The 15415-nt window shown below is 62.5% G+C and carries 12 protein-coding genes and 5 pseudogenes; 7 read left to right on the plus strand and 10 right to left on the minus strand.

Annotation, left to right across the window (positions count from 1 at the left end; all coding sequences use genetic code 11):
* Positions 1-364: 364 nt before the first annotated feature.
* Together WT26_RS25550 and WT26_RS25555 are read right to left on the minus strand one after the other, a co-directional pair.
* Positions 365-1414, minus strand: a complete 1050-nt coding sequence (locus WT26_RS25550; RefSeq protein WP_060293081.1) for an aldo/keto reductase — start codon at positions 1412-1414, stop codon at positions 365-367.
* A gap of 73 nt (positions 1415-1487) precedes the next feature.
* Entirely contained in the window at positions 1488-2429 is a 942-nt protein-coding gene (locus WT26_RS25555) for an oxidoreductase (protein WP_069271099.1), read from the minus strand.
* Between the two features lie 147 nt (positions 2430-2576).
* On the opposite strand from WT26_RS25555, the gene WT26_RS25560 reads away from it, so the two are divergent.
* The 5 genes and pseudogenes from WT26_RS25560 (at position 2577) to WT26_RS25580 (ending at position 5852) form a co-directional block, all read left to right on the plus strand.
* Positions 2577-3104 carry a TetR/AcrR family transcriptional regulator gene (locus WT26_RS25560; RefSeq protein ID WP_060293083.1) on the plus strand — a complete coding sequence of 176 codons (528 nt, stop codon included), beginning with the start codon at positions 2577-2579 and terminating at the stop codon, positions 3102-3104.
* A gap of 89 nt (positions 3105-3193) precedes the next feature.
* A pseudogene (locus WT26_RS36385) lies at positions 3194-4062 on the plus strand (IS3 family transposase); the annotation flags it as partial.
* A gap of 63 nt (positions 4063-4125) precedes the next feature.
* Positions 4126-4260 (plus strand): annotated as a pseudogene (locus WT26_RS36390) (helix-turn-helix domain-containing protein); the annotation flags it as partial.
* An 83-nt stretch (positions 4261-4343) separates the two neighbouring features.
* Positions 4344-5152: pseudogene (locus WT26_RS36395) on the plus strand (IS5 family transposase); the annotation flags it as partial.
* Positions 5153-5360: 208 nt separating this feature from the next.
* Entirely contained in the window at positions 5361-5852 is a 492-nt protein-coding gene (locus WT26_RS25580; RefSeq protein ID WP_060293086.1) for an Lrp/AsnC family transcriptional regulator, read from the plus strand.
* A 343-nt stretch (positions 5853-6195) separates the two neighbouring features.
* Here the strand turns inward: WT26_RS25580 and WT26_RS25585 are convergent, their stop codons facing one another.
* From WT26_RS25585 to WT26_RS25610, 6 genes are read right to left on the minus strand one after another with little or no spacing between them, the layout of a single operon-like run.
* Positions 6196-7608: a M20 family metallopeptidase gene (locus WT26_RS25585; protein ID WP_060293087.1), complete on the minus strand. Its 1413-nt coding sequence runs from the start codon at positions 7606-7608 to the stop codon at positions 6196-6198.
* A 15-nt stretch (positions 7609-7623) separates the two neighbouring features.
* Positions 7624-8451, minus strand: coding sequence for an ATP-binding cassette domain-containing protein (locus WT26_RS25590; protein WP_059969665.1), 828 nt, complete (start codon positions 8449-8451; stop codon positions 7624-7626).
* Positions 8448-9446: an ABC transporter ATP-binding protein gene (locus WT26_RS25595; RefSeq protein ID WP_060293088.1), complete on the minus strand. Its 999-nt coding sequence runs from the start codon at positions 9444-9446 to the stop codon at positions 8448-8450. The genes WT26_RS25590 and WT26_RS25595 overlap by 4 nt, the downstream gene beginning before the upstream one ends.
* Positions 9443-10375: an ABC transporter permease gene (locus WT26_RS25600; protein ID WP_060293103.1), complete on the minus strand. Its 933-nt coding sequence runs from the start codon at positions 10373-10375 to the stop codon at positions 9443-9445. The genes WT26_RS25595 and WT26_RS25600 overlap by 4 nt, the downstream gene beginning before the upstream one ends.
* A gap of 19 nt (positions 10376-10394) precedes the next feature.
* A complete protein-coding gene (locus WT26_RS25605; RefSeq protein ID WP_060293089.1) occupies positions 10395-11312 on the minus strand; it encodes an ABC transporter permease in 918 nt (305 codons plus the stop codon).
* Between the two features lie 34 nt (positions 11313-11346).
* A complete protein-coding gene (locus tag WT26_RS25610; RefSeq protein WP_060293090.1) occupies positions 11347-12885 on the minus strand; it encodes an ABC transporter substrate-binding protein in 1539 nt (512 codons plus the stop codon).
* A gap of 230 nt (positions 12886-13115) precedes the next feature.
* On the opposite strand from WT26_RS25610, the gene WT26_RS25615 reads away from it, so the two are divergent.
* Positions 13116-14015 carry a LysR family transcriptional regulator gene (locus WT26_RS25615; protein ID WP_060293091.1) on the plus strand — a complete coding sequence of 300 codons (900 nt, stop codon included), beginning with the start codon at positions 13116-13118 and terminating at the stop codon, positions 14013-14015.
* Positions 14016-14063: 48 nt separating this feature from the next.
* Here WT26_RS25615 and WT26_RS25620 read toward each other — a convergent pair.
* Positions 14064-14495, minus strand: a pseudogene (locus WT26_RS25620) (Lrp/AsnC family transcriptional regulator).
* 176 nt (positions 14496-14671) lie between these two features.
* Here WT26_RS25620 and WT26_RS36400 point away from each other — a divergent pair.
* A pseudogene (locus tag WT26_RS36400) lies at positions 14672-14960 on the plus strand (aminocyclopropane-1-carboxylate deaminase/D-cysteine desulfhydrase family protein); the annotation flags it as partial.
* On the opposite strand, the gene WT26_RS39150 reads toward WT26_RS36400, so the two are convergent.
* The gene (locus WT26_RS39150; RefSeq protein WP_080430798.1) at positions 14923-15267 is read right to left on the minus strand and encodes a helix-turn-helix domain-containing protein; all 345 of its coding nucleotides are present in this window, start codon (positions 15265-15267) and stop codon (positions 14923-14925) included. The pseudogene WT26_RS36400 and the gene WT26_RS39150 sit on opposite strands and share 38 nt — an antisense overlap.
* Positions 15268-15415: the final 148 nt, after the last annotated feature.

Consider the following 15415-nt stretch of genomic DNA (forward strand, 5'->3'; position numbering starts at 1 on the left):
CTGAAGGTATGAAATTGGAACCGGATGGCTTGGGTGCGATCTGTCAGGACGGCAATTCAAAATGACCATTTTGCAGCGCATCCAACCGATGTTGGCCCGTTGATCGGCTCCTCTCTGAACTACACCGGAAATCGTGGAGGTCGGTTGGTTTAGGTTGATGCAGACACTGACCCTGGGCCGTCAAAATCTAGGATGGAGACGAGTTCGCGGGAGGGGATATCGGCTTTGCTATGTTGCACCCCCGATGGCAAAATCTGAAAGGGGAAACATAGTAAAGACTATGTTTCCCTTTCAGGTTATCGGACGAAAAAGTCGTGAACGCAAAAATATCTAAGCGGGCAATCGCGGTCAGCGAGGTAACGTATCAATCTTTCGGTTTGAATGGTTGTGGTACGCGTACCGCTCCCTGCATCGCGACCATCCATCCCGGGTACTCGATCGGTAAGGCACTCACTTCATCAAGCTTGGCAATCTCATCGAGAGAAAGCACGAGGTCGACGGCCGCTAGATTGTCTTCGAGCTGTCCGATGCTCTTCGCGCCGACAATCACGCTCGTCACGTGCGCCTTCGCCAAGACCCACGCCAGCGCGACGCGCGCAACGGACACCTCGTGTGCGGCGGCGATCTCGCGCATGACGGAGACACTGGCCCACGCGCGATCACGATCGACCGGCGGAAAATCGAAGCCGATGCGCCGCGAACCTTCCGGTGCACTCGTGCCCGGACCGAACTTGCCGGACAGCAGGCCGCCTGCCAAGGGCGACCAGACAAGCAGACCGAGCTTTTCCTCATTCAGCATCGGCACTAGTTCCCGCTCAAGGTCTCGACCCGCGATCGAGTAATAGGCCTGTAGGCTAGCGAAGCGCGCGTAGCCCTTCGCATCGCTTAATCCGAGTGCCTTTGCGATCTTCCAGGCAGCCCAGTTCGAGACACCCACATAGCGCACGAGCCCGTGCCGGATCAGGTCGTCAAGTGCGCGCAGGGTTTCGTCGACCGAGGTCACGCTGTCGTTCGCGTGAATCTGGTAAAGGTCGATGTGATCGAGCTGGAGTCGGTCGAGGCTGGCCTGTACGCTGTCCATGATGTGTCCGCGCGATGCGCCGCGGTCATTAGGGCGGGGGCCGACCGGGCTACCGACCTTGGTGGCGATCACGATGTCCTTGCGCGCGACACCGAGATTCTTCAGCGCCTGGCCGAGCCGCTGCTCGGATGCGCCGAACGAGTACACGTCCGCTGTATCGATGAAATTGACGCCAGCCTCGAGCGCGGTACCGACAATCGCGTCGACTTCACGCTGCTCCAGTGCCCCGATGGCCTTCCACATGCCGGCTTCCTCGTTACCACCGAAGGTCATGGTGCCGAGACAGATTTCCGAAACGAACAGGCCGGTCTGGCCAAGCTGCTTGTATTTCATGAGCTGGACTCCGTGGGCTGAATGGACGGCATCACGACGATCGCGGCCCGTCCACAGGAAAAAGCTGAGTCGATCACGCTCCGACGTGATCCGATAAGCAATGTACGCCAGTGAATTGCTCTGACAAGCTCCAAAGCTGCCGAGCAACCTGCTCGTCGCGCGCGGCGGCTGTCCGGCCGACCTTTGTCGGATAACCGCGCAATTCCAGAAAGCCGTCGGGACCGATGTAATCGCCGCTGATCACGTCCGCCGTGGTCGCCGCGTAGAGCTGAGGCAGTACGCCCTTCGTCGCGGGTTGGGCAAGGATGCCGTTTGCCACCCGCCAGAACCATGCCTCCAGGGTGGAGCGCTTCTGCTCGGACGCGACGTACTGCAAGTTCGTGTCGGAATAGCCCGGATGTGCGCCGACCACCGTCACGGTACGCCCGGCCACCTTGGCGCGGCGGCTCAGTTCGAGCATGAAGAGCAGATTGGCCAGCTTGCTGTCGCGATAGGCCGCCCACGGCCTGTACGGGCGCTTCTGCCAGTTCAGGTCGGATAGGTCGATGCCCTTCGAGCGTCGATGTTCGATGCTAGACACGCAGACGATCCGACCGTTCGGCCGGATGTAGTCAAACAACAATCCGGTGAGCGCGAAGTGACCGAGGTGGTTCGTGCCGAACTGGCTCTCGAATCCGTCCTCCGTCCGGCTTAGCGGGACCGCCATCACGCCCGCGTTATTGATGAGCAGATCGATCGCCGGGAAGCTGGCGGTCAATGCGTCGACGAACCCGCGGATCGATACCAGGCTGGCGAGATCGAGCGACAGGACGTTCAAGTCCGCACCTGGAAATACATGACGAATCTCGCATGCGACCTTTTGCCCTTTCTCGGTGCTGCGGCACGCCATCACGACCGTCGCATTGCGGCTCGCCAGCACGCGCGTCGTTTCCCGTCCCAAGCCACTGTTGGCACCGGTCACCACGGCAACCTTGCCGTGGAGATCGGGCACATCCTGTTCTGACCATTTGCTCATGTTGAGCCCCTTAATAACAGCGAAAATACGCCATGACGTTTTTCGTCAAATCGTCAAGGCAAACGGGATCATGGACATTTTTTGTCAATGTGTCAACATGCAGGTATGAACGAATCGACCCAACTTGACCCCAAACGAGCCCGAATCGTGGCTGCCGCCGCCGAGATGTTCGGCCGATACGGGTTCGCACGCACCACGATGGGCGACATCGCCCAGGCAGCGGGTGTCTCGCGCCCGTCCGTCTACACACTCTATCCCGGCAAGGACGAGATATTCGCGGCGGTCGCCGACGCGTTTACGAACAGCAAGTTGGCGCTCATCCGCGCCGGCCTCGACGGGCATCCGACTTTGCACGACAAGCTGCTGTTTGCCTGCACGACATGGAGCGTCGACGCGTTCGAGAACATGCTCGCGAATCCCGACGCTCGTGACCTGATGAATCTCGCGTTTCCGTCGATTCGTGCCAGCTACGCGCGGTTCGGGCAACTGCTGGCCGAAATCTTGCGCGAGTCCGCCGACGCGCAATGGGCTGGCCAGTCTGTCGACGAACTCGCGCGCGTGATCGTTTTCAGCATTCGTGGATTCAAGGACACTGCGCAAACCGGCGCTGAAATGGCGAAGTTGATCGAAATATTGATCAGTGCGATCACATGCCCGATTACGACAGGACGTTGACAATGCGAGGAAAGCGAACGAGATCGTTTCACGTTCAAGCGAGAGCGCAGGGTAATTAGGGTACAGATTTCCCAGTTGATTCCTGGTATTTGAATAAAACGCTCTATACGGAGAGGATAGCGGAGAACGTTGTATTGGGCCGGCAATATACGAAGGAATTCAAGGTTGAAGTGATGTGGCTTGCTGAGAGCGTCTGCCAGCATGAAGGCGCTCGCAGGCCACAGCTGGCCGGCGACGAGCGCACCGTCTCCAGTCGTCGTCCGGTCAGCGACCCGGAGGCCGAGAGCAGTCGTCTGCGGAAGGAACTGGCCGGCGCAAAGCTGAATATCGAAATTCTTCGAAGGGCGACGGCGTACTTGACAAAGGGGGCGTGGTGAGGTTGGCCTGGATTGACGCACATCGCGACCGTTACAGCGTAGATCGGCTTTACCGGGTTCGGGTGTGTCGCGCAACGACTATTGCCAGTGGCGCAGCCGAAATCCAAGTCACTGGCCAATGCCATGTTGGACGCTGAGGTCGTCGCCATTCACCCGGTCAACCGTGGCCGCAATGGCCGTCCTCGAATCGTGGGGCAGTTGCGTGCTCAAGGCCGGCCGGTGAGCGCCGAACACGTGCGCCGCAGCCTCCAACGTCAGGGGCTCGTCCGGTTCTACAAGCGCCCATATCGGGTGATGACGGATTCGACGCATCGCCTGTCGGTTGCGCCGAATCTGTTAGATCGGCGTTTTTTTTGATGGCTGGCGGCCCAATCATGCCTGAGTACGCGACATTAGGTTCTTGAAGACCGGCGAGCGTTCGTCGCAACTGGCGGCGATCCTGGATCTGGCAAGCCGACGCATCGTCGGCTGGTCGATGTCCGAGCGGATCAAAGCGGGATCAGGTCTGCCAGGCGTTGCGTAGCGCGTGCTGGCAACGCAAACCGCTACCGGGATTGTTGCTGCATTCCGATCGCGATGCCCTAGGTGAATTCAACCGGTCGCCGTAACACCTTACTCTAGGAGGTGTTTCATGGGTCGTCCATCGAGGAGTCGGCGTGCGTGAGATCGCTTGCTGTATTGGCCGCAGCGCATCAACGGTCTCACGAGAGCTCACGCGTAATGCCGCAACTCGTAGCGGCGGCCTCGATTATCAGGCATCAGTCGCACAGCGGAAGGCGGCGCTGTTTGCCGGGTTGACCCTGAACCGATCTGCGATCGGAACGCTGGTCGAGCGATCGAGCCGATTCACCATGCTTATCCCCCTGCCTTGCGCCGTCCGCGGCTGAGTAGCGATGCACTGGTTCAGGAATTGCTCGGCTTGAAGACCGTGTTCCATTTACCGCTGCGCGCCTTCCAGGGCTTTGCAGAAAGCCTGTGCGATCTGTTTTTGCCGATTTGCCTGCAGCAAATTACACGACCGTGTGCCGTTGTGCACAGCCGTTACCGGTGAAACTGCGAGTCATCCATAGCGGCGAACCGTTGCACCTGGTCGTCGACAGCACGAGCGTGAAAGTCTACGGCGAAGACGAATGGAAGGTTCGCCGGCATGGTTACTCGAAGCGCCGCACTTGGCGCAAGGTCCATCTTGCACTCGGCGCGAACACCGGCCAACTGCGCGCGGCGTTCATGACGCACCAGGATATCGCGGACGGCGAGGTGCTGCCCGAATTGCTTGATCAAACCCCGACCGACGAGCCTATCGACACCATCGGCGGCGATGGCGCATACGACACGCAGGACTGCTACACCGCAATCGCCGCGCGCGACGCGATGCCCTCGATTCCGCCTCGCGAAGGTGCCGTTCACTGACCGCCCATCACGCCCGGTGCGGCTCAGCGCAACGATGCTGGTGACGCCATTGATCGAGGCAGCTGAGGCGAATGGAGGCTACAAAGCGACTACCATCGTCGTTCGCTGGCCGAGCGCGCGATGTAGCGACTCAAGACGCTCACGGGGCCATGGCTGTGGGCACGTCGTACCGATACGCAGGCGACCGAAGATGCTGCTCGAGTGGGCGAGCTCAGCCGCATGATTGAGCTCGCCTGCCCGCAGTCCGTCCGCATCGCCTGAGATCATGAACATAGGCACTACTTCGTCCTCACGCCTGACTTATGCAACAACGCGGCTTCTGCGATGTGAGATCTGCGATGCTAAGCATGAGGGACAGAACGCAAGATAACGATATTTTTGTGCTGGTGGGCTGGGATACTATCCATCATGAGGCGAGCGCCGACGCGCTCGTCTAGAGTCAATTGGACCGGACGACGGCAGGGCGAATATGAAAGCGAATAGCATACTTGACCGGCTGGACTTGCGCATTTTGGCCAAGTTGCAGAGCCACGGTCGCATAACGAATGTGGAGCTGGCTGACGCCGTCGGCCTTTCTCGGAGCCCATGCCTGGCACGCATCAAGCGGCTCGAGAGCGCGGGATTCATTGCTGGATACGGCGCGACAATCCGGATCGAGAAGATAGGCGCGTACCAAATCGTGTTTGCCAAGATTACACTCACCGATCATCGTCGTGAATACTTCGTGCGCTTTATCGACGCAATAAACGACGTCGATGAAATCATGGAGTGCCATCATACGACGGGTAACTACGATTATTTGCTCAAGCTCGTCACGCGTGACATCGGGCATTTCCGTGACGTGATGGAGGGGCTGTTGAAACGTGATATCGGTATCGAAAAGTATTTCAGCTATGTGGTCATTGCGTCGCCAATAGTAAAGAGCGGCTTTCGTCTTGATGCAAGTTCTCCTGCGGAATGAAGTCGTGAGACTTGCCGCAACGAGCCTATCAGAAATTTTGTGTGTGTGGCATAAACTGATGGCCAAGCAGCCACCAGTGTAAAGCTGGATATCGAAATTCCTCGAAAGGTGACGACGTACTTTGCTAAGGGGGCGTCTTGCAGCAAAACTTGCCTGTACCGAAGTCTAAAACCTGAGGTACGGCTAGCCTTCACTTGGCATCAGATTAATACTCCGTCCGCTATGGTTCGAATCAACGTCGCAACGAGATTTCTGGACCTCATCGGCGCTCCCATTTTCCAAGCGAAAACGCCCGAGATGGCTGGGCCATGTCAGGGCATGCTGACCGAGAAGTTGAGCACATTCACCGCCGGTTCTGTCGCTCCGCGCCGATCCGCTGGCCTGCTTCGCCGAGGTCCCAGAACAGTCCCGCCATGATTTGCAGGCCCTCGCGGGCGACGCTGCCGAGCAGATGCTCGTTCGGCGCGTGCTGCGAGCAGGCCGGGTACGAGTGCGGCACCCACAGCGTCGGCAGGCCGAGAATGTCGGCGAACACGTCGTTGGGCAGCGAGCCGCCGAGATTCGGCAGTAGCGCAGGCGCCACGCCGAGCGTCGCGGCGATCGAGCGCACGCACCATTCGACCCACGGGTCGTCCGGATCGAGGCGCGTCGCCGCCATGAAGCTCGTGTACGGGGACACCTGCACGTCGGTAAAGCCGTGCGCATCCAGATGGGCGCGCAAGTGAGCGAGAAAATGCGCGGCATCGCTGCCGACCACGAAACGCATCTGGCAATGCGCGTATGCGTGTCCGGGGATCGCATTGGCCGGACTTTCCGGGTTGCCGGTCTTGAACGCCAACACCTCGAAGCTATTCCAGCCGAATACCCGCTCGACCGGCGTGAGGCTTTCCTCGCCCCAGTCGGGGTCGATGGCCGGATCGTTCGAACCGCCGCCGACGGACAGCGACGCGAGTGCGGCGCGCACGCTCGGCGGAATCGGCGGCGGACGCAGGCCGTCGACACGAATCTGCCCGCGCGCGTCGACGATCGACGCCAGCGCGTTCGCGAGTCGGATCCCGGGACTGCGCAGCAGCCCGCCCCAGTTGCCGGAGTGATGCGCGCCGTCGCGCAATTCCACCGACAGCGTGAAGTTCGCGCTGCCGCGCGAGCCCATGAAGAGCGTCGGGCGCGCGGCGCTCACGCGCGGCCCGTCGGACGCGATGAACAGGTCGGCGCGCAGTTCATCGCGATTGATTTCGCACATCCGGGCCAAGCCCGGCGAGCCGGCTTCCTCGCCCATCTCGATGATCGCCTTCACGTTATAGCCGAGCTTGCCGCCACGCGCGCGCAACACCTGCGCCAGCGCGGCAAGATTGATCGTGTGCTGTCCCTTGTTGTCGGCGGTGCCCCGGCCGTACCAGCGATCGCCGTCGACGCTCAGTCGCCACGGCGCGAGGCCGGCCTGCCACTGGGCGTCGTAGCCGTGGACGACGTCGCCGTGCCCATACGTGAGCAGCGTGAGGGCGGTCGGATCCTCGATTCGCTCGGCAAGCAGGAACGGGCCGCATCCCGGCACCGGGTTGGCGACGCAGCGGCACGTGAAACCAAGCGCTTCGAATGCGGGAATCAGATTCTCGTCCAGATAGGCCTGCAGCGCGGGCAGGCTGTTTTTCGACTGGCTTTCGGTTCGGTGTGCGACGCGTTCGCTCAAAACTTGCCGGAAACTGCCGTCGTCGAAATACCCCGTTGCGTATGCAATGGCTTGCTCGCGGCTCATGAAGAAAATCCTCGGTCAGTTCGTGGGAAGAAGGGGCGCAAGTTTCGGAATCCCGAGGCCGGGCTCGGGCGTGAGCGCCGACGACAACAGTCGGCGCGTGTACGGGTGAGCGGGGCGTTCGAAGATCGTCCCCCGGTCTGCGAGCTCGACGATTTGTCCGCGATACATCACCGCGACGCGGTCCGCGAGATGCTCGACGACGCCGAGGTCGTGGCTGATGAACAGATAGCTGAGCCCGAATTCCGCCTTCAGGTCGAGCAGCAGATTCAGGATCTGCGCCTGGACCGACACGTCCAGCGCGGAAGTCGGTTCGTCGCAGATCAGGATGTCCGGGCGCAGGATCAGTGCGCGCGCAATTGCCACGCGTTGCCGCTGGCCACCGGACAACTGGCTTGGATACTGGCCATGCGTGCGCTCCGGCATCCCGACGAGATCGAGCATCCTGCGGACTTCGGCCTGCTGCGCTGCGGCATCGCCTTCGCTGTGCAGCTTCAGCGGCAGGCCGACGATTTGCTCGACCGTCTTGCGCGGGTTCAATGACGAGTACGGATCCTGGAAGATCGGCTGGATCCGGCGAGCCATCGCGCGCCGTTCGCGCGGATCGATTTCCCTGCCGCCGATCAACACGTTGCCGCCCGTCGGCTCGAGCAGGCCGAGCAGCATCTTGGCGAGCGTGCTCTTGCCGCAACCCGATTCGCCGACCAGTCCGAGCGTTTCGCCGCGATATAGCCGCAGCGACACGTCGTCGACCGCACGCAACTCGGTGGCCGGGCCGAACCAGCCGCGCCGCAGCGTGAACGTGCGCGCGAGCGAGCAGAGTTCGAGGGCGATTTCGTCGTTCATTGCGGCACCTCCGCCGGCATCGGCGCGGGCTCGGCGGCGAGCAGGCAGCGCACTCGATGGCCGGCCCCGGTTTCGAGGTAAGGGGGCGTTTGCGAGCACGCGTCGCATGCGTGTGCGCAGCGGTTCGCAAATGCGCAGCCCGCCAGCTCGCCGAGCAGCGAAGGCACGACGCCCGGGATCGCGCTCAGGTGAGTGCCAGGCTGCTGCCTGCCGCGCACCGGAATGCAGTTCAGCAGTCCGCGCGTGTACGGATGCACCGGCTGCGCGAACAAGGTTCCGACCGCCGCGGTCTCGACGATCTGCCCCGCGTACATCACGGCGACCCGGTCGGCGATGCGCGCGACGACGCCGAGGTCGTGCGTGATGAACAGCACGGCGGTGCCGAACTCTTGCTGCAGCTCGCGCAGCATGGTGAGTATCTGCGCCTGGATCGTCACGTCGAGCGCCGTGGTCGGCTCGTCAGCGATGATCAGATCGGGCTCGCACATCAGCGCCATCGCAATCATCACGCGCTGCCGCAGGCCGCCGGAAAGCTGGTGCGGATACTGGCCGAGCCGTTGCGCGGCGTGCGTCATGCCGGTCCGTTCGAGCAGATAGACAGCGCGGTCGCGGGCCTCGCTGGCCGTTACCCGGTGATGCTGGCGCAGCGCCTCGACGAGCTGGCTGCCGAGCGTGTGCGACGGGTTCAGCGAGGTCATCGGCTCCTGGAAGATCATGGCGATCCGGTTGCCGCGCAGCCTTGCCATGTCGCGGTCCGAAAGCGCGCCCAGATCCTCGCCGGCAAGCCGCAGCCGCTGCGCGGTGCGGCGAGCGCGGCGCGGCAGCAGTCCCATCAGCGCGAGCGAGGTCATCGACTTGCCGCAGCCGGATTCGCCGACCAGGCACAGCATCTCGCCGCGCGCGATCTCGAGGTCGATGCCGCGCACCGCGCGCAGCGGACCGTTCGGCGTGGGCAGTTCCACCTGCAGCTGTTGCACTTCGAGCAGCGCGCTCATCGCCCGTTTCCTCCATGATGGCGGCCGTCGGGCGCATTCAGATCGCGCAGGCCGTCCCCGACGAGATTGACCGCGAGCACGAGCACCGCGAGCGCGACGCCCGGAATGACGATGACCCACGGCTGGAAAAACATGTACGTCTTGCCCTCGGAGATCATCAGCCCCCACGAAGGAAGCGGCGGCGGCACGCCGAGCCCGAGAAACGACAGCGCGGCCTCGAGCAGGATTGAGTGGGCCATTTCGAGCGTCAGCACGACGATCAGTGCGTTCGCGATGTTGGGCAGCAGTTCGCGCAGCAGGATGTACGGCGTCGACGCGCCGACGGCCTTCGCGGCCGCGATGAATTCCGCGTCGCGTAGTTGCTGCGTGACCGAGCGCGATACGACCGCGAAGCGATCCCAGATCAGGAAGCCGAGCAGCAGGATCACCGTTCTCAGCGACGTGCCGAGCAGCGACGACAGCGCGAGCGCCACCAGGATCACCGGCATCGCGAGGCGCGTCGTGAGCACGTAGCTGATCACGCTGTCGACGCGGCCGCCAAAGTAGCCGGCGAGTACGCCGAGTGTCGTGCCGATCAGGCCGGACAGCGCGGCGGCCGCGACACCGATCGTCAGCGACACGCGTGCGCCGTACAGCAGTCGACTCAGGTAATCGCGTCCGAGCTTGTCGGTGCCGAGCGGATGCTGCCAATCGCCGTTCGTGTGCCAGACCGGTGGAATCAGCCGGCTGCCGAGGTCCTGCGCATACGGATCGTGCGGCGCCAGCCACGGCGCCAGCAGCGCGGCGAGCACGATCGCGCCGAGCAGCGCCGCACCGATCGCGAGGCCGCGATGGCCGACGATGCGCCGCAGCACCCGATGCCATGCGGGCGCGGGCGTGCACAGGTTGATAGCGGTTGCGTCACTGCGTGACGAAGAGTGTCCTGTCATCATCAGTCGGGTCCTCGGGTTAGCCCACGCGCAGGCACGGATCGAGCGCGGCGTTCGCGACGTCGGCGAGAAAGGTGAGGCCGATATAGAACATCGCGATCAGCAGCACCACCGCCTGCACGACCGGGAAGTCGCTGCGCGCGATCGCGTCCCACGCGAGCTGACCAAGACCTTGCAGCGAGAACACCGATTCGATCACGACCGAGCCGCCGAGCATGAAGCCCAACTCGACGGCCGCGAGCGCGACCACCGGGATCAGTGCGTTGCGCAGCGCGTGGCGGAAGATCACGCGCGCGGGAGAGAGCCCTTTCGCGCGCGCGGTGCGAATGTAGTCGGCGCCGAGCACGTCGAGCATCCCGGCGCGCGTGAGGCGCATCATCGATGGCGTCGCGTAATAGCCGAGCGCGATCGCGGGCAGCACGAAGTTCTGCCACTGTGCGTTGCCCGCGACCGGCAGCCAGCGCAGCCAGATCGAGAACACGAGAATCAGCGCGAGGCCGAACCAGAAGCTCGGCATCGCCTGCCCGACGACCGCGACGAACAGCGACAGGCGATCGATCCACGTGTCGCGGAAGATCGCCGCGAGCACGCCGAGCGGAATCGCGATCGCCACCGCCAGCGCGAGCGACACCGTGCCGAGCTTCAGCGTGATCGGCAGGCGTTGTCCGATCAGGTCCATCACCGTGTCCTGAAAGAAGAACGAGCGGCCGAAATCCAGGTGAACCGCCCGCCACAACCAGTCGAGATATTGCGCCGGGAGCGGCCGGTCGAGCCCGTACTGCGCGCGGATTTCCGCGACTTGCTGCGCGGACGCCTCGGGCCCCGCGATCGAGGTGGCCAGATCGCCGGACAAGTGCAGCAGCGCGAAGCTGACGAGCGACACCGTGAAGGCCACCGCGAGCGCGAGCGCGAAGCGGCGTGCGACGTAGGAGAGCATGACGGGCTCCGTGACGTGAAGGGGCGGGGCCCGGTTATTTCCAGCTCGCCTGCGAGAAACGCGGCAGTTCGTCGGGCCAAGGCTGGAATTTTAGGTCCGACGTGAATGCGTAATTCGTCGAGTACGAGAACAGCGGCGCCCAGTACGCCTGCTCGCTGATGCGCTTGAGCGCGGTGGCGTAGCGGGCCTTGCGCTCGGCCGGATCGTTCGATGCGTCCGCGATGCCGATGTCCTTCATCACGCCCGGATCCTTTGCGGAGTCGTCGGGGCCGCCCTTGAAGAACGCGCCGAGCGACGCGGACGCGTCGTTGACCGAATACGAACCCCAAGCCTGGAAGGTCATCGGCGTCTTGCCGGCGCGATACGCGGTGCGCAGCGCCGCATATTGGAGGTAGTGCAGGTGCGCGACGATCCCGACCTTGCGAAGGTCGCCGATGATGGCTTCCGCGTACTCGCGCTCGCGATATGCATACAGGTCGGTCTCGAAGCCACTCGGGTAGCCGGCATCCTTCAACAGCGCACGCGCCTTCGCCGGATCGTAGTTGTATTTGACCGCGACGCTCGCGTCGCAGCCGAACTGCGTGCGAAAGCACGGCGCATGGATAGGCTGACTGCCGCCGCGCACGAGGTTCGTCGCCAGTGCGGCGCGGTTGACCGCGTGGTTGACGGCTTCGCGTACGCGCACGTCCTTGAACGGCGAGTTCGGCGCCGAGGTTCCCTGGGCGTCCATCGTCAGGAAGCCGATGCGCATCGTTTCGCCGCCGGCCACCGTCAGATTCGGGATGGCCTTCAACGACTGGGCCTGATCGGCCGGCACGCGCCAGATCCAGTCGACCGCGCCGGTCATCAATTGCGCGGCACGGGTTTCCGGATCAGGGATCACGACGAAGCGCAGCGTGCCGATCTTCGGCTGGCCGAGCGGACTGCCGCTGAAATAGGCGGCGTTCTTCGCGAGTGTCACGCCGACGCCGGGCTGGATCGACGTGACGCGATACGGTCCGGTGCCGATCGGCGCCTTGCTGAAGCCGTCCAGGCCGACCTTGTTGAAATAGGCTTCCGGGTAGATCGGCAGCGGGCCGGCCAGATATTCGAGCGCGGCGGGGAAGGGCGCCTTCAGCACAATGCGCACCTGATAATCGCCGACCTTCTCGGCACGCTTGATCCAGTCGACGTTTTGCCGGGTCACGACCTTCGAGTTCGGCGAACTCATGTAGTTGAAGGTGAATGCGACGTCGGCGGCGCTGAAAGGATCGCCGTTCTGAAACTTCACATCGCGGCGCAAATCGACCAGCAGCGAGGTCGGCGATTCCCATTTCCACGACGTGGCTAGCGCGGGCTTGAACTGGCCGGTGGCGGGATCCGCGTAGATCAGGTTGTCCCAGATCAGATGAGCGAGAATCACGCCTTCGCGCAAATTGTTGTGATACGCGGAAATATTTTCGACTTCGCTATCCGATGCATACACGAGCGTATCGTTCGCTTTGCCTGCAACCGCGTGCGCGGTATAGAGCAGTACGGATACGCATACGAATGCACGCCTTGCGTTGCGGATCAGACCAGCATGAAGCTTCATGAATCGCCCCCCGGAACAGGACTTCGCTGTTGAACGTCGGATGCTGGTAGCGAGACTATCGGGCGATTTTTGCCGAGACTATTATTGATTAAATAACTTTGCGTTGCCGGATCGGCAAAGCGGCGGTTCGAGCCCCCTCGCTACGCGGCGCGCGCCGCGCGGCGAGGTCGTCGTCGCGTAGCGAACTAGTTCGGCCGGCGCCGAAAGCGCCATGCCGGTAAGGATCGGGAATGAAACAGCATCATCTGCAGGAAACGGCGTTGCGCTATTTCCTCGACGTCGTGCGCACCGGATCGATCAGCGAGTCGTCGGTGCGGCTGAACGTGGCGGCGTCGGCAATCAGCCGGCAGATCGCCGGACTCGAGAGCGCGCTGGACACGCCGCTGTTCGAGCGCCGGCCGCGCGGGATGGTCGCGACCGCGGCGGGCGAATTGCTCGCCGCCTATGCATCGCGGCTGGCGCTGGAGGCGGATCGGATCGTGCAGGACATTGAGGCGTTGCAGGGCGTGCGCCGCGGCAAGATCCGGATTGCATCGTCTGACGGCGGCGCGATCGAGCTACTGCCAAAGGCGATGGCTGCATTCCGGAAGGACTATCCCAGCATTCACTTTCACCTCGCGGTCAGCGCTCCGGCAGAAGTGACGCGGCGCGTGCGCGAAGGGGAAGTCGACATCGGGCTGACCTTCAGCCGGACCACGCACGGCGACATCAAGGTCGTGCATCGCAGCCCGGCGCCGGTGGTGGCGGTGATGCGCCGCGAGCATCCGCTCGCGCGTTTCGAGCGCCTGAGCCTCGCGCAGCTGCGCGAGTATCCGCTGGCGCTGTCGGATACGAACACGACGATCAGGCAATTGTTCGACATTACCGCGAGCCAGCAACGTCTCGTGTTCGAGCCGGTGATGGTCAGCAATTACGCAGAGTCGCTGCACAATTTCGTCGCGGCGTCGGACGCGGTGTCGATCGCGGCCGAGGTCACGATCCGGCATCGCGCCGCACGTGGCGAGATTGCCGCGGTGCCTATCCGCGATCCCGGGCTCGGCGAGCGCTATATCGAGGTGCAGACGCTCGTCGGGCGCACGCTGCCAAAAAACGTGCAGCTGTTCGTGGAGTTCCTCCTCACGCTGCTGTGACTTCCGAGCGCGTCTTTTCCGAGGATCTGAGCAGCGCCGCTCTCGTGTTCAGACCGGCAGTTCGGTGGTCGTCAGGATTTCTCGCAGCACGATAAAGGCTCGGACTTGCCGCACGCCCTGCAGATACAGCAGCTTTTCTGCGTGCAGCCGGTTGAAGCTGTCGCTGTCACGCGTGCGGATCAGCATGCAACTCTTTCAAACACCGTGAACGACTCCGGCGTCGAGCGGTCGAGCATCACGCCGATCAGCACCAACATGCCCGCGTCGATCTTCTTCGGATCGAGCAGCGCGACCGTCGCGCGGATCACGCCGGCCTCCTTGAGCCGCTCGACGCGGCGCAGGCACGCCGGTGCGCTCAACTTGACTTTCGCCGCCAGTGTGACATGCATCGTGTTGCAGTTGCCGCAGGATCGCGTGATACGCGTGGTCGGTCTGGACGTCCGGTCGGTGTGGCTTCGTGGAGGCTGTAGTTTTTTTCATTGCGATGAAGTGAATCGGAAGAAACAAAAATGGATTGAAGCGGTGTTTCGTTTCATGACGTTATGCGTAAACATTTTTTCGCAACCCGTCAGAACGCCGGCTTCTCCATGATGATACACACCTGCTGCGACGACCGCGTGGCGATGTCCGACCACATATCGAGAGGAATCTCCCCCATGAACCTGCAACGTTTCCTCCGCTATCCGCTCACGTTTGGCCCGACGCCGATTCAGCCGACGAAGCGTTTGAGCGCCCATCTCGGCGGCAACAAGGGCCCGCAAGCTCGAATACCTGATTCCCGAAGCGCTCGCGCAAGGTTGCGACACGCTCGTGTCGATCGGCGGTATTCAGTCGAACCAGACGCGCCAGGTGGCTGCCGTTGCCGCGCATCTCGGGATTAAGTGCGTGCTGGTGCAAGAGAACTGGGTCAATTATTCGGATGCCGTGTATGACCGCGTTGGCAATTGAATTTATCTTCCCACTCGCCGATCACGTTGAAGCGGCGGATATTGAACAGGGCTGCCGTTTGTCGCTGGGACAAGCCTTCGCGCATCCGCTTCAGGACCGAAAGTTTGAATTCAGCGCTGAAATTCGTGGGAGCTCGCTTCTTCGTCCGCACGCCTTCCTCACCATGAGCCCGATAGCGGGCAATCCATTGCCGCAGCAATGAAATGTTGGCGCCATGCCGTTGAGCAACAGCCTTTAGGCCGGCCTCGCCGGAACAGTAAGCTCTGACGGCCGCTAGCTTGGCTCGGTCCGTGTATTTTCCCATAGCCCTTTCAGGTCAGGGTCCAACCTTCGGGGGTTCAGTTCACGAATAGGTGGACACCTATGCTCCTCGTTCAGAGCACTTCCGGATAGATGTCGCTACTGGACCGCTTACGCTGCTGCGGCGGTAAGCGTCGAGGCGTTACCATCGG

The organism is Burkholderia cepacia (assembly GCF_001718835.1).
GTDB classification, from domain to species: Bacteria; Pseudomonadota; Gammaproteobacteria; order Burkholderiales; family Burkholderiaceae; genus Burkholderia; species Burkholderia cepacia_F.